At 51.0% G+C, this 12,210-nt stretch carries 17 protein-coding genes; 11 read left to right on the top strand and 6 right to left on the bottom strand.

Going from position 1 to position 12,210, the window contains the following annotated elements; translation table 11 throughout:
* A partial coding sequence (locus MELB17_RS22320; RefSeq protein ID WP_007352623.1) for a tyrosine-type recombinase/integrase occupies positions 1-734 on the bottom strand: 734 nt, incomplete at its 3' end.
* A gap of 618 nt (positions 735-1,352) precedes the next feature.
* Between MELB17_RS22320 and MELB17_RS22310 the strand changes: the two genes are divergently transcribed.
* Entirely contained in the window at positions 1,353-1,829 is a 477-nt protein-coding gene (locus MELB17_RS22310; RefSeq protein WP_007352621.1) for a hypothetical protein, read from the top strand.
* A 105-nt stretch (positions 1,830-1,934) separates the two neighbouring features.
* Here MELB17_RS22310 and MELB17_RS22305 read toward each other — a convergent pair whose 3' ends face one another.
* Together MELB17_RS22305 and MELB17_RS22300 are read right to left on the bottom strand one after the other, a co-directional pair.
* Complete coding sequence (locus MELB17_RS22305; protein WP_007348077.1) at positions 1,935-2,207, bottom strand: BrnA antitoxin family protein; 273 nt, start codon at positions 2,205-2,207, stop codon at positions 1,935-1,937.
* On the bottom strand, positions 2,182-2,493 hold the full coding sequence (locus MELB17_RS22300) for a BrnT family toxin (protein ID WP_007348078.1): 312 nt from the start codon (positions 2,491-2,493) through the stop codon (positions 2,182-2,184). Before MELB17_RS22300 ends, MELB17_RS22305 begins: the two co-directional genes overlap by 26 nt.
* A 138-nt stretch (positions 2,494-2,631) precedes the next feature.
* Here MELB17_RS22300 and MELB17_RS22295 point away from each other — a divergent pair, with 138 nt between their 5' ends.
* Complete coding sequence (locus MELB17_RS22295; RefSeq protein WP_007352620.1) at positions 2,632-3,297, top strand: HEPN domain-containing protein; 666 nt, start codon at positions 2,632-2,634, stop codon at positions 3,295-3,297.
* A gap of 599 nt (positions 3,298-3,896) precedes the next feature.
* Here MELB17_RS22295 and MELB17_RS22290 read toward each other — a convergent pair.
* Complete coding sequence (locus MELB17_RS22290) at positions 3,897-4,169, bottom strand: BrnA antitoxin family protein (protein ID WP_007348077.1); 273 nt, start codon at positions 4,167-4,169, stop codon at positions 3,897-3,899.
* A complete protein-coding gene (locus tag MELB17_RS22285) occupies positions 4,144-4,455 on the bottom strand; it encodes a BrnT family toxin (RefSeq protein WP_007348078.1) in 312 nt (103 codons plus the stop codon). Before MELB17_RS22285 ends, MELB17_RS22290 begins: the two co-directional genes overlap by 26 nt.
* Before the next feature lie 185 nt (positions 4,456-4,640).
* Here MELB17_RS22285 and MELB17_RS22280 point away from each other — a divergent pair, with 185 nt between their 5' ends.
* From MELB17_RS22280 to MELB17_RS22225, 9 genes are all read left to right on the top strand, one after another.
* On the top strand, positions 4,641-4,898 hold the full coding sequence (locus MELB17_RS22280; protein WP_007352619.1) for a type II toxin-antitoxin system Phd/YefM family antitoxin: 258 nt from the start codon (positions 4,641-4,643) through the stop codon (positions 4,896-4,898).
* Positions 4,886-5,188: a type II toxin-antitoxin system RelE/ParE family toxin gene (locus tag MELB17_RS22275; protein ID WP_007352618.1), complete on the top strand. Its 303-nt coding sequence runs from the start codon at positions 4,886-4,888 to the stop codon at positions 5,186-5,188. Before MELB17_RS22280 ends, MELB17_RS22275 begins: the two co-directional genes overlap by 13 nt.
* 548 nt (positions 5,189-5,736) lie before the next feature.
* Positions 5,737-6,816, top strand: a complete 1,080-nt coding sequence (locus MELB17_RS22265; RefSeq protein WP_007352616.1) for a hypothetical protein — start codon at positions 5,737-5,739, stop codon at positions 6,814-6,816.
* A gap of 142 nt (positions 6,817-6,958) precedes the next feature.
* Complete coding sequence (locus MELB17_RS22260) at positions 6,959-7,420, top strand: DUF4468 domain-containing protein (RefSeq protein ID WP_007352615.1); 462 nt, start codon at positions 6,959-6,961, stop codon at positions 7,418-7,420.
* A gap of 175 nt (positions 7,421-7,595) precedes the next feature.
* Entirely contained in the window at positions 7,596-7,925 is a 330-nt protein-coding gene (locus MELB17_RS22255) for a hypothetical protein (protein ID WP_007352614.1), read from the top strand.
* A 33-nt stretch (positions 7,926-7,958) separates the two neighbouring features.
* A protein-coding gene (locus MELB17_RS24260; RefSeq protein WP_085988694.1) for an IS3 family transposase occupies positions 7,959-9,526 on the top strand; the annotation gives its coding sequence in 2 pieces (ribosomal slippage) (positions 7,959-8,444 and positions 8,447-9,526; 1,566 coding nt in all).
* 175 nt (positions 9,527-9,701) lie between these two features.
* Positions 9,702-9,935, top strand: coding sequence for a DUF2188 domain-containing protein (locus MELB17_RS22240; protein WP_007352613.1), 234 nt, complete (start codon positions 9,702-9,704; stop codon positions 9,933-9,935).
* 597 nt (positions 9,936-10,532) lie between these two features.
* Positions 10,533-10,853, top strand: coding sequence for a hypothetical protein (locus MELB17_RS22230; RefSeq protein WP_007352611.1), 321 nt, complete (start codon positions 10,533-10,535; stop codon positions 10,851-10,853).
* 119 nt (positions 10,854-10,972) lie between these two features.
* Positions 10,973-11,617, top strand: coding sequence for a class I SAM-dependent DNA methyltransferase (locus MELB17_RS22225; RefSeq protein WP_007352610.1), 645 nt, complete (start codon positions 10,973-10,975; stop codon positions 11,615-11,617).
* Between the two features lie 244 nt (positions 11,618-11,861).
* Here the strand turns inward: MELB17_RS22225 and MELB17_RS22220 are convergent, their stop codons facing one another.
* The gene (locus tag MELB17_RS22220) at positions 11,862-12,203 is read right to left on the bottom strand and encodes a transposase (protein ID WP_227499013.1); all 342 of its coding nucleotides are present in this window, start codon (positions 12,201-12,203) and stop codon (positions 11,862-11,864) included.
* Between the last annotated feature and the right edge of the window lie 7 nt (positions 12,204-12,210).

Below are 12,210 nucleotides of genomic sequence, written 5' to 3'. Positions count from 1 at the left end.
AAGCTGTGGCGCAGGGAGTGAATGTGAACATGCTTGCGGATACCGCAGTCCAGGGCGACCTGCTTGATGGCCTTCTGCACCCCACCCCGGGCCATCACCCGGGGCTTGCCGGAGGTGGCAACCGACGCATACGGCGGGTGCCACCCGGGAAACAGCAGGTCTGGATGACGGTGAGTGGCCCAATAGCGCCGCAAGGCCTTGAGTGTCATCAGCGGTAAAGGCACGAAGCGATCCTTCTTGCCCTTGCCACAGCGCACATGCACCCGCATCAGGTGACTGTCGACATCGGCGATGGTCAGGTTCAGGGACTCGCTCAGTCGCAGGCCCAGACTGTAGGTGGTGAGGAAATAGACCTGATAACTGAGTTTGCGTGTGCGACTGATCAGGCGCTCGACCTCCTTCAGGGAGAGCACGTCCTGCAGGGTCTGAACCTTGGGGGCCTTGACGATAGGGACGTATTCCCAGGGCTTGCCCAGTACATACTGATAGAAACTCTGCAACGCATTGCGGGCAATCTTGACCAGACTCCAGGACCGATGCTCGACCAGATGCATGAAATACTGCTGGAGCTGATCGGTGCTAAGCTGATCGGGACAGGTCTCGAAATAGTCGCAGACCTGTCGCAGGCAACGGGTGTACAGATCGATGGTCTTGGGGCTTTTGCCGCGCAGGGTGAGTTCGGTGAGGTAGCGTTGGTGCAGAGCTTGAAAACGAGCGTGTTCGTTAGCGTTCATCACACTTCTCCTGACAGGCCCTCCGAAATGGAAGGGGTCAGAGAAGTACAGTCGAATTTGACCTCTGCCGCATAGCGGCTTCGTTCAACCAGTCGCTTAAGTTCGTTCCCGGCCTGACGGCCGTCCACCGGATGCCCTTGTCAGGGCACCGCTTAGCTTCGCGTTAGCTGGATTGATGTGGTTCCTTTTGGGTGGTTCGGTGCCAGTGGCCTTGGCCCAGAGTTGGTAGCAAAACCGGTAATTTTCAGTTACGCCAAGGCCGTCGGAATCCGTGGTCAGTTTGGCGGTTCAATCGGCCAGCAGTGTTGGCATAAAGGTTGGTGCTCGCCGTGCGGGGCCATCCGCGCAAACTTGGGCCTGCGCCTGGTAATCTGGCGTTCAGGTTCATTCGCCGCATCGGCTGCGGTGCTTTTTGACACTGTGCATCGGCGGATTTTGGTGCAAGAGCAGCAGCGGAGTAGGCTATCATTTTGAGTGCCAAGAGCTGGGCCTGTCAGTTATACCCAGCTAACCAATCGCTCAAGTTCGTTCCCGGCCTGAAGGCCGTCCACCGGATGCCCTAGTCGGGCACCGCTTAGCTTGGCGTTAAAAAGTTTGTTTCAAAAAGGTACTTCGAGTATGGAATTTGTTTTGTTTCTCTTCGGTGCGATTCTCTCTTGGTTGATAACTCACATTTATTATCGGCAATCTTCGAAGACCGCACCAGAGTGGGCTCAACCGCTTATTGATAGCCTTCCAGCAACCCAACCGTCACAAGATGAATTGTTGAAGCTGGTGCAGAACCATGTAAATCACAATAGCATTATTGAAAGTGGCAGTAATTCTGATGGTGAATGGTTCAGGTACGGTAACGGCGATCAAGTTTGCAAGGGGCAATTTGAAGTTGGTGACGAAAATGAAGTAAGAATTCCGTTCCCATCAGAATTCGCCACCGAGCCTTCACTGGACTTGTCAGGCAATGTTAATCGAATTAAAACAAAGCGCGCGACACAGCGGGAGTTGTTAGTGGAACTAAACTCAGGATGCGTAGCAGAATCTATTTCAGAGTTTCAGTATCAAGCGAGGGGGCACTGGAAGGATCCTCACAGCCAGTAACTTTCTAACCAGTCGCAGCAGTACGCGGCCGATGGCCGCCGGACGCTCTTTCCATGGCGCCTTCGTCGCCATTCCAAGATCGCCGCTGTGCTCAGCGTTAGCATCTCAGGCCCGACGGTTGTCGTTCACATCGTCCGCAAGCCAAGCCTTGATCAACGATTGATAGGGCATGTCACGCTTGTTAGCCTCGATTTTAATCCGATCAAGCAGAGTTTCGGGCAAGCGGAGTGAGATAGTCTTGGTTGAGAGCTTCAACTTTGGGAAAGAAGCCGGTTTTGCCTGACTCCAATCCACGTAGTCCGAGGAGTCGTGAGTCTCCCAGAACTCTCGCTCTTTTGCTTCTGTTTTGAACTCAGGAGTCTTTTTTAACTTGCTCATAAACAGCCCTCTCTTTGCGGTGCATGTCGCGAGCGGAAATTACTCGAATCAGGGTATCGTTATGCCTTAGCGTGAAGGTAATGTGCAGCAGTCTCGCATCATCTGTTTCACCAAGGGCATGTAAACGGGCTTCGGTCTGGCTATGCTTGGAGTCTTCCAGCACCAGGAGTGGCTCATTAAAGAAAATGGCTTCCGCCTCAGACTGGCCGACGCTGTGCTTCTCCGAATTTTTTCGGGAGTTGCCTTCGTTCCAGTCAAAGCCAGCAATTTGTGCCCAATTCATCATGAATGTATATTATCAACATATACGCAGACGTCAACAAGTGCTAACCAATGCAGGCACGGCGACGCCCTTTTCATTGCGCCTTCGGCTCCATTCCTAGGGCGCGCATGCTGCTAGCGTTAGGAAATTGAGCTGAGCCCCATGGAAAAGCGCATTCTGATAAACGATTTTGCTACACGAAGTTTTCGAGATGTAGCCGATCAAGACTATATTGCGGCTAGGCTTTCGTACCGCCATGGTTTGTATTCTCAGTTCCATTGGCAGTCGCTCCAAGCTTTGGAGAAATATCTGAAGGCCATACTTCTCTACAACCGGGTAAAAGCGAAGGATATTAACCACGATCTCGATAAGGCTATCAAGTACACCAGGAAACTGCCCTTCCTGTTGAAGAGAAGCCCGATTACTGACGAATTCATAAAGCATGTTTCCGATTTTGGGCGATTCAGATATTTAGAGTCCTCATATTTTATCAAAGGCCCTAAGTTAGCCGAATTAGACGAGGCTGTTTGGGAAATACGGCGCTACTGTAAGGTGCTTGATCACGAGGTAACTTTGCCTAGCGGAAAAGTGGCGAACATGCTCAGCCGAGAGCTAGATGCTATCGAAGCAAGCGATCAGCACCCTCCACAAAAATTCAAGCTCATTGGTGGGCTGCTGGAAAAAATTCTAGATAAACGTGAGCATACCTCTCGCAGCGCACTGATTTGGCAAAATTTATTTTTTGGAAACTCAATCCGAAAACAGGTCAGAATGCATTCGGCACTCTATGCAGTGAATGCACCCCTCTACTACATCCGGAAATTTTGAATGAGTACTGGAGTATGTGTTTCTGCCCAAAGAGGTGGTACAAGCATATCGGGAGCATGGTAAGGCGAAGGACGACTAAGAGAGGGAGCTCCGGTGCATATTCCTAACAATCGCAGGCATGGCGACGTCTTTTCCATTACGGCTTCGCCTCCATTTCAAAGCTGCGCATGCTGCGGGCGTTAGCTGGATTGATGTGGTGCCTTTTTGGTGGCTTGGTGCCAGTGGCCTTGGCTCAGGTTCGTAGCAAAACCGGTAACTTTCAGCTACGCCAAGGCCGTCTAAGTCGGTGATCAGTTTGGCAGCTCAATCGTTCACCGGCATTGCCATAAAATTTGGTGCTCGCCGTGTGGGGCCGTCCACGCAAACTTAGGTCTGCGCCTGGTAATCTGGCGTTCAGGTTCGTTCGCCGCATCGGCTGCGGTGTTTTAGGACACTGTGCATCGGCGGATTTTGGTGGAAGGGCAGCGGCGGAGTAGGCTATCACTTTGAGTGCCAGGGGCTGGGCTGTCAGTTACACCCAGCTAACAAATCGCAGCAGTACGCGGCCTACGGCCGCCGGACGTCACTGACGTGCCGCCGCTGTGCTCAGCGTTAGCATCTCAGGCCCGACGGTTGTCGTTCACATCGTCCGCAAGCCAAGCCTTGATCAACGATTGATAGGGCATGTCACGCTTGTTAGCCTCGATTTTAATCCGATCAAGCAGAGTTTCGGGCAAGCGGAGTGAGATAGTCTTGGTTGAGAGCTTCAACTTTGGGAAAGAAGCCGGTTTTGCCTGACTCCAATCCACGTAGTCCGAGGAGTCGTGAGTCTCCCAGAACTCTCGCTCTTTTGCTTCTGTTTTGAACTCAGGAGTCTTTTTTAACTTGCTCATAAACAGCCCTCTCTTTGCGGTGCATGTCGCGAGCGGAAATTACTCGAATCAGGGTATCGTTATGCCTTAGCGTGAAGGTAATGTGCAGCAGTCTCGCATCATCTGTTTCACCAAGGGCATGTAAACGGGCTTCGGTCTGGCTATGCTTGGAGTCTTCCAGCACCAGGAGTGGCTCATTAAAGAAAATGGCTTCCGCCTCAGACTGGCCGACGCTGTGCTTCTCCGAATTTTTTCGGGAGTTGCCTTCGTTCCAGTCAAAGCCAGCAATTTGTGCCCAATTCATCATGAATGTATATTATCAACATATACGCAGACGTCAACAAGTGCTAACCAATGCAGGCACGGCGACGCCCTTTTCATTGCGCCTTCGGCTCCATTCCTAGGGCGCGCATGCTGCTAGCGTTAGCTGGGATTGCGCCACCTGAAAAGTGATACTATAGTGTCACTATCAAACTAATTCAGGGTAATTCCATGAAAGTTGAGCTAGTTACAAGCCTCAAGCGCCAAGCGACAAAAATTCTGGCAGACCTGCGTTTATCAAAAGAACCGGTACTGATTACAGAGCATGGCCAGCCGTCCGCTTACCTCGTTGACGTGAAGGATTACGAGTTTATGCAGCGCCGGCTGGAACTACTTGAAGGGCTCTCACGGGGAGAGCGTGCTGTACTGGAGGGACGAACGTACAGCCAAAACGAAGCCAGGGAGAAAATGAGTAAATGGCTGAAGTAATCTGGACGGAGCCAGCTCTTCAAGAATTAGATTCTATTGCCGAGTACATTGCTCTGGATAATGTAGTTGCTGCAAGCGCTCTGGTTGAAAAAGTTTTTGAAAAAACGAAGCGCTTGGAAAACTTTCCGCAATCCGGCCGAACTCCACCTGAGCTACCCAATTCAATCTACAGGGAAGTTGTCGTGCTCCCTTGCCGTGTTTTCTACCGTGAAGAAGGGAGTCATGTGTTCATCCTCTATGTTATGAGGGAGGAACGGCAGCTTCGTGTTTACATGCTGGAAAACAGCTAACCAGACGCGGCACGCGGATGCTTTTGTCTTCGCTTCGCTGCGTCAAGGTCGCCGGTGCGCTCAGCGTTAGAGCAGCAGTCATAGGAATTGAGCCATTGTGATTCAGTATCTTTTTCGTAAGCCCAAATACCCGGTTCTCATCGAAACGGACGAAAGAGTCATGGGTGCGCGTAGTGGAGAAAGGATCAGTCGTCTTTGCAAGCAGTCGTCGTTCGCTGCCAAGGAGTCGTATATTGTTATCGATTCTTCCGGAGAAGGTTGGAGCTTTTTCCCCGCTCATGAAGTAATAAGTCCACTTACCACGCAGAAGAGGTGGACAAAGGCAAAAATCGTAGAACTGTTCAACGCGTCGCTGGCCGGAACGGGAAGCGACGCACGATATAAACCAGGGAGCCTGTCGAGTAGGCGGTTGGAACAAATTGTCCGAGAAATCGTTGAACATGAGAGCAAGCTCTAACAATCACAGTCACGGCGACGGTTACTGCGTTGCGGCTTCGCCTCCACTCCGCAACGGCGCGTGCTGTTGGCGTTAGAACACTAAGGAAAGTATGCAGTTACCGTTACTATCTATAGATAAAAATTATGAGTCTTTGAATGATGCAGAAGTGACTGCCAAGGTAATGGATAGTTACATATGCGTAATGAGTCTGAATATGCTGGATTTTCCAAAAAGGAAAGAGCACATATTGGAGTTAGTAACTCATAAGATTCAATACTGGGAAAGACTAATTCAAGAAGCAAACAAGCTATTTTGGCTAAAGGATGAAAGTAGAGGGTGGGCTGTCTTTTACCCTAACCAAGACTGTGGCTATACAAGGATTTATAGGTATAAGCCCTCAAAAGATCACGATATTCGAAGAGATAAACCATGGGGTATTGGCTCATGGAAGCATATTCAATCAGAAACCTCATTATTAGATATTCTGAATTCAGTTGAATACTCTGAAATATTCAAAAACTGGAAAGCACACCAGATAAGAGTTAATTCCGTCCTTACTGAGTTTGCAGATGGGCGGATTTCAAACACGGCTGTTGATAAGGCAATGCTTGTCACAAAAGGAAATGGTTGTGCTGTTTGTGGGGCTGCAGCTGGTCACCATGCCACTACTACACAAAGTGAAATGGATAGCACTGTCATGCTATCCATTTCACTTTGCGAAACTCATAGGTTAGAAGCGAGTGAACACCCCTGTATACTCAAATTTTTCGGCACTCTATTTTTCCTAAATATTGATATTCTGGACTTAATTAAGTTAGATCATATTCCCGATGATTTGGTCATCCCTTTAACAGATATAATTGCTTCAAATTTGAATGCACAATTCGATAAGCCGGAGAAGAGAAAGCGAGGCTGGCACATTCGGTTTGAAATGCAAGATGGTTGGTCATGGTTGCTTCGACTTAACACGCTAACGGACTACGGATACATGCTGTTTAACTCTTCCGGCAAGCAGGTTCATCGTATTGATTCAGCTGATGACCATCCAGATGTACCATTCGGTCCAGATCATCAACATTTCAACCCTAAAACAAAGCGAGAATCAATAGAGCCTAGTTTCTCGTATGGTGTTCCCTTGTTGGACTTTCCATTGCTCGAAAAAAGTAAGGCCTACCATGCTAGCAAGTAGTGTTCTAACAAACGCGTCAACAAGGACTTGTTTTCCGCTGGCGCTCCAAACCAGCCTGTTACGCGGGCGTTATGTGTTTGAAAACATCCCCTAAGTGTGATGAATTTCGCACTTTATAAAACCTGAAGATGGAGTAATTTTAATGAGAAAAATCGCTGTTTTGATAATTGTTGGGGTTTTTGCACTTATACAAGGTTGTGCAACGATAACCACAGAGAGTGTTCCTGTTGAAAAAGTTGTAAACGTTGCTAGCGCAGAGAAAAATACTTTGTATGTTCGAGCGAATAACTGGATGGTCGAGGCATTTAATAATGCGGAATCGGTGATTCAGTTCACTGATAAAGAATCAGGAACTATATCAGGTAGATATCTTCTCGGGACGGTTTTTAACGCCGGTAGTGGCCCCGCAAGACGTGCTTACGCTACTATCAAAGTTAGAGTAAAAGATGACGCTGCCAAGATCTCTGTCACTCCAGAATCGTTTTCCTATGCAAAAGGGAACATTTACACACTTTACACAGAAGAGGATGCCAAGCGCGACATTGACGAGCTTATTAACTCTTTTGAAATCGCAATGGAACGCACAGAAGATAATGATTGGTAGCCATTGATTGGAATCTCGTCACCGGAGCATCACATAACCAAGCGATCAATCGGCGCTTCGGTGCCGGTTACCATCGGCGTTAGGCAACCCACCGAACTAGGTCACTTTCTCAAGGCTGGAAAAAAAATTTCCATGCTGTCTAACTAATTATACGACAGCAAAATAGGAGAATTATATGAAGTTTTTTTTGCCATACACCGAAAATAAGAAAGAAGCTGAGAGTGATCTAAAAAGCATCGAGGCATTTGTGCATGGCACAATACCGGAGCCCAGAATTTATAGGTTGATGTATCGTCATAATGGTAAGGAGATGGCTGCTCAGGTAGGTGATCCCGCCGACTCCTATTATAAAGAGGGAAACCAGCCAGTTATAGCGATAATACAGGCCGGAGCAGGATACGCTGTTTGCTTGCCATTCAGGGGGGCGGTAAAAGGAGATCCGATTATGGTCGGTTTTAATTCCCCCCTCTGCCAGCCTAGTTGTCCAGTTGGCGATTTCGCCTAAATTCATGTCAGATTGGGCGGAGTGAGAGCAGTCATGCCACGTTATTCCGAGGAACGTAAAGCGGCCGTGTTGAAGAAGTTGTTACCTCCGCAGAACCGCAGTGTGGTGCAGGTGGCCGCAGAGGAAGGCCTATCGGATGTGACTCTGTACAATTGGTTAAAACAGTGTCGACAACAAGGGGTGCCTGTGCCGGGTTATCGTAATGCTGGAGACGATTGGTCTCCTGATGCCAAGTTAGCCGTCGTGATCGAAACGGCGTCTATGTCCGAAGCTGAACTGAGTGCGTATTGCCGCCAGAAAGGTCTGTATCCCGAGCAGGTACAACGCTGGAAAGACGCCTGCCTACACGGTGCCGGTCTGCAAGAAGGGCAAGGGAAAGCCGCTCAGAAGCAGCAGCGTGATGCCCGCAAAACCATCAAGAAGCTGCAAGCGGAAGTGCGCCGTAAGGATCGGGTTCTGGCAGAAACGACCTCATTGTTGGTGCTGTCAAAAAAGCTCGAAGCCTTGTACGGCGAGGACCCGGACAGCGAGGACAGTTAACACCGCTGACCGAACGTACAAGGCTTTTAAACGACTATGACGAAGCTGTCGCCAGTGGCGCAGCCCGGTACAAGGCGGCCGACTTGATGGAGCTGAGTCAGCGCACGTTGAAGCGCTGGCGACAGGCTAATGGCGCTGTAGCGGAAGATCAACGCCCGCAAGCGGAGCGCGTTGTGCAGCCACACCAGCTCACTCACGCTGAAGAAGCGGCCATTCTAGACACCTGCAATGAACGGGAGTACCAGAGCTTGCCACCGTCCCAGATCGTGCCTCGACTGGCTGATAAAGGGCTTTACCTGGCCTCTGAGTCCTCATTCTACCGAGTGCTCAAAAAGTACCAGCAAGTGAATCATCGGGGCCGCATGAAACCGCCGCGCAAGGTCCCTGAGCCCACCAGCTTTACCGCCACAGGCCCGAACCAGGTGTGGAGCTGGGACATCAGCTATTGCCCCTCAGAGGTGCGCGGTCAGCACTGGTATCTGTACCTGATCATGGACATCTACAGTCGCAAAATCGTGGCGTGGGAAATCCACGAATCAGAGTCCGGCGAGCTTGCCAAAAAGCTCATTGATCGAGCTCTGTTACGCGAGAGATGTTGGCAAAACCCACCGGTGCTGCACTCAGATAACGGCGCGCCGATGACGTCCTACACGCTGAAAGCGCGGCTGGCAGACCTGGGTATGCTGATGTCTCACAGCCGACCCAGAGTAAGCAACGACAACCCTTACTCAGAGTCGTTGTTCAAGACGCTAAAGTACTGTCCAAAATGGCCAGCCAAGGGCTTTTCATCACTAACGGCGGTGCGCAAATGGATGCTGTTGTTCGAGCAGGCTTACAACGAAGAGCACCTGCACAGCGGCATCAACTTCGTGACGCCCGCACAACGGCACCAGGGTGTTGATGCAGAGTTGTTAGCCAAACGTGAAGCGGTTTATGAACGAGCAAAGAGTCTGAATCCTAGGCGTTGGTCTGGTGATACTCGAAACTGGGCAGTCGCCGGAGCCGTATCGCTCAACCCTGGAAAATTGCAGGAAATTGAGCGTAATAAACAGGCTGCTTAAGTGCAGCTATATGGACAACTGGGTTGCAAATCACCGATTCCGTCAGTCATATAGAACATTTTGATGCTTAGCAATTTGGTCAACTGGACGCCAAAAGCATTCTGTTTTTGGCTCTCTCCGCTATCGCGCTCCCGCGCCAGTTATCTCAGTGTTATGTTCAAAGAGGAGAATGGCGATGCCTAGAAAAACACATCAAGTAGTTCCCAACCCTGACGGCGGCTGGGATTTAAAAAAAGGCGGTGGTGAACGGGCCATCAAGCATTTTGACACCAAGCAAAACGCCGTTGATTATGGTCGCGAGGTCAGTCGGAATCAGGAATCCGAGTTTGTGGTTCATAAGAAAGATGGGAGCATTCAAAATCCGGATAGTCATGGCAACGATCCGATGCCACCCAAGGATAAGAAATAGTCGCAAAAATGAGTGTGTTTAGGCTGACAGGGGTAGCAGGTTGGGGTTCGATTCCCCTGGCGCTTGTTGGCTCCGTAGCCCTTTTATTAATTTTACTGAGATACATCAGCGCAAACGTGGTCCTGCCGGCTACCAGCAACAGTGAAAAGGGGGTGTCTATGGTAAAAACATTAACTGACCGAACTCGCGTTTTTTTAAGCTCCATGTTTGAAACTATGTGGGCTATCGGAGTCGGCAGCGTTGTCGGACACCTGTCTGCCTAAGCGCACCCAGAACATAACAATCACGGCGACGGCTACTGCATTGCGGCTTCGCCTCCATTTCTCAGCCGCGCGTGCTGTTGGCGTTATGTTTTTAAGGAGTCTGATTCTCGTATATGAAATTTGAAAATATTGAAATGTTGATTGATACCTCAGGCGAAATTTCTATCGGAAGGAAGGGCTGGTCCAATTCGCTGTGCAGCTACGGCGTCTGATGAAGATCAGTGCCTCGCAATGTTATCCAGGCGACCTAATGAATCGTTCGAGGAGTTGCTCGCACGGTTGGATTTCGCAATTGCGGATGCATTAGAAAGACAGGTGTTTGTGGACGAAATTAATGGATAGCTTGGAAAACCTCATACATGACTGCGATCAGATGCCAAAGAATGGTGTAGCGGTGCGGTCGGGCTCAGGCTTTTTCGAGGACGACGACCTCGGCTGGTGCTTATTTGTCGAAAGACTGGCGACAGAGGATGATTTACAAGAAAACCATTATCTTGAAGAAGTTGGCGAAATGATTTGGATGACTGCCGTCGAAATCAAATTCTGCCCATATTGCGGAGAAAAACTTGTTGCTGCGCAATCTGAGAGCCCAACCGACGACTTTGGCTATTTTGTCCATATCGATTCTTCGAGTTGGCTGAGAAAACGTCGTTAATATCAAGAAAACATAACCAGTGCAGGCATGGCGACGCCCTTTCCATTGCGCCTTCGGCTCCATTCCAAGGGCGCGCATGCTGCAAGCGTTAGAGCTCATCAGGGAAGCGAAGAATCGCGATGATACAGATCCTCGACGACATGGCACTCATCACCGACAAGACGCTCGAACACTACAGCGAGCGCGCTGCCGAGTTCTGGGAAGGCACGCGCGACCACGATGTGAAGCAGAATATCGCGGCGTTGCTGCAGCACGTTCGCGGTACACCACCGTTGCGCATACTCGACTTCGGCTGCGGCCCTGGGCGTGACCTGGCGGCGTTTCGCGCCCTTGGCCACGAGCCGATCGGCCTCGAAGGCTCCACGCCGCTTGCGGCCATGGCACGCGAGCACAGCGGCTGCGAAGTCTGGGAGCAGGATTTCCTCGCGCTTGAGCTTCCCGCCGGCCGCTTCGACGGCATCTTTGCAAACGCCTCTCTGTTCCACGTGCCACGCCAAGAGTTACCGCGTGTATTGAGCGAGTTGCACGCGGCGCTCAAGCCCCATGGGGTGCTATTCACCTCGAACCCCCGGGGAAATAACGAGGAGGGCTGGAATCGCGGGCGATATGGGGTGTATCACGACCTGGCAGCATGGCGCGCATTTCTTGAAAGGGCTGCGTTCGCGGAGCTGGAGTACTACTATCGTCCAACGGGGTTACCGCTCGAGCAACAGCCTTGGCTTGCGAGCGTATGGCGGAAGATCGGCGTATCCGGTGAGATCTAACAAATAAGGATAGGTCGCGCGCAGCCGCGACCTGATCCGGTGTTGGACGAGCCCGGTGCTTCTCTATTAAGGAAATATCGTCGGCGAACTGAGAGGTGCTTTGGCCCTGGCATTGGGCGGTCATTTCCGTCAGGCCAGAGGTTCCCGTGACCCTCGGTGGAACCGATAGCCGATCTGTCCTGGTGGTGGTGTCATAGGGTGCTCTGATCCCTCCCTGTGAGGTGCATGTCGGACGGATGTAGGCCTATGCCAGACATCGTCGCCGGGTTGTCGGCACGGGCCACCGGCAGGGGCGCCGCCAAAGCGTGATGCCCATGGGCTCGCCACAGCAGGGGCAAATGCGTTGTTTCCGGGGTTGGGTGACGATCCCGGGTAGCGCGACCCGCAAGAGCCACTGCAACCGGTGTAAGGTTTTGCGGGCACCGCCGTGCAGGAACCCGTATTCCCGCACCCGTCGCAGCCCCTTGGGCAGGACGTGCTGCAGAACCCGCCAGAGGAACCGGCTCGCCGGTTCGGTCATGGTCTGCCAGCGCCGGGTCTGACTGTCCTGGTAGCGGAAGGTGACTTGCTCACCGTCGTAATCCACGATGTTT

It is taken from the genome of Marinobacter sp. ELB17 (assembly GCF_000169375.1).
GTDB lineage: Bacteria > Pseudomonadota > Gammaproteobacteria > Pseudomonadales > Oleiphilaceae > Marinobacter.
The sequence above is the reverse complement of the archived record's forward strand: the minus strand, read 5'-3'. Positions and strand labels throughout refer to the sequence as shown.

Excerpts from the sequence above, each read along its gene's own strand:
- MELB17_RS22310 (WP_007352621.1), top strand. The coding sequence starts at position 1,353 with ATGGAATTTGTTTTGTTTCTCTTCGGTGCGATTCTCTCTTGGTTGATA.
- MELB17_RS22305 (WP_007348077.1), bottom strand. The coding sequence starts at position 2,207 with ATGAGCAAGTTAAAAAAGACTCCTGAGTTCAAAACAGAAGCAAAAGAG.
- MELB17_RS22300 (WP_007348078.1), bottom strand. The coding sequence starts at position 2,493 with ATGATGAATTGGGCACAAATTGCTGGCTTTGACTGGAACGAAGGCAAC.
- MELB17_RS22295 (WP_007352620.1), top strand. The coding sequence starts at position 2,632 with ATGGAAAAGCGCATTCTGATAAACGATTTTGCTACACGAAGTTTTCGA.
- MELB17_RS22290 (WP_007348077.1), bottom strand. The coding sequence starts at position 4,169 with ATGAGCAAGTTAAAAAAGACTCCTGAGTTCAAAACAGAAGCAAAAGAG.
- MELB17_RS22285 (WP_007348078.1), bottom strand. The coding sequence starts at position 4,455 with ATGATGAATTGGGCACAAATTGCTGGCTTTGACTGGAACGAAGGCAAC.
- MELB17_RS22280 (WP_007352619.1), top strand. The coding sequence starts at position 4,641 with ATGAAAGTTGAGCTAGTTACAAGCCTCAAGCGCCAAGCGACAAAAATT.
- MELB17_RS22275 (WP_007352618.1), top strand. The coding sequence starts at position 4,886 with ATGGCTGAAGTAATCTGGACGGAGCCAGCTCTTCAAGAATTAGATTCT.
- MELB17_RS22265 (WP_007352616.1), top strand. The coding sequence starts at position 5,737 with ATGCAGTTACCGTTACTATCTATAGATAAAAATTATGAGTCTTTGAAT.
- MELB17_RS22260 (WP_007352615.1), top strand. The coding sequence starts at position 6,959 with ATGAGAAAAATCGCTGTTTTGATAATTGTTGGGGTTTTTGCACTTATA.
- MELB17_RS22255 (WP_007352614.1), top strand. The coding sequence starts at position 7,596 with ATGAAGTTTTTTTTGCCATACACCGAAAATAAGAAAGAAGCTGAGAGT.
- MELB17_RS22240 (WP_007352613.1), top strand. The coding sequence starts at position 9,702 with ATGCCTAGAAAAACACATCAAGTAGTTCCCAACCCTGACGGCGGCTGG.
- MELB17_RS22230 (WP_007352611.1), top strand. The coding sequence starts at position 10,533 with ATGGATAGCTTGGAAAACCTCATACATGACTGCGATCAGATGCCAAAG.
- MELB17_RS22225 (WP_007352610.1), top strand. The coding sequence starts at position 10,973 with ATGATACAGATCCTCGACGACATGGCACTCATCACCGACAAGACGCTC.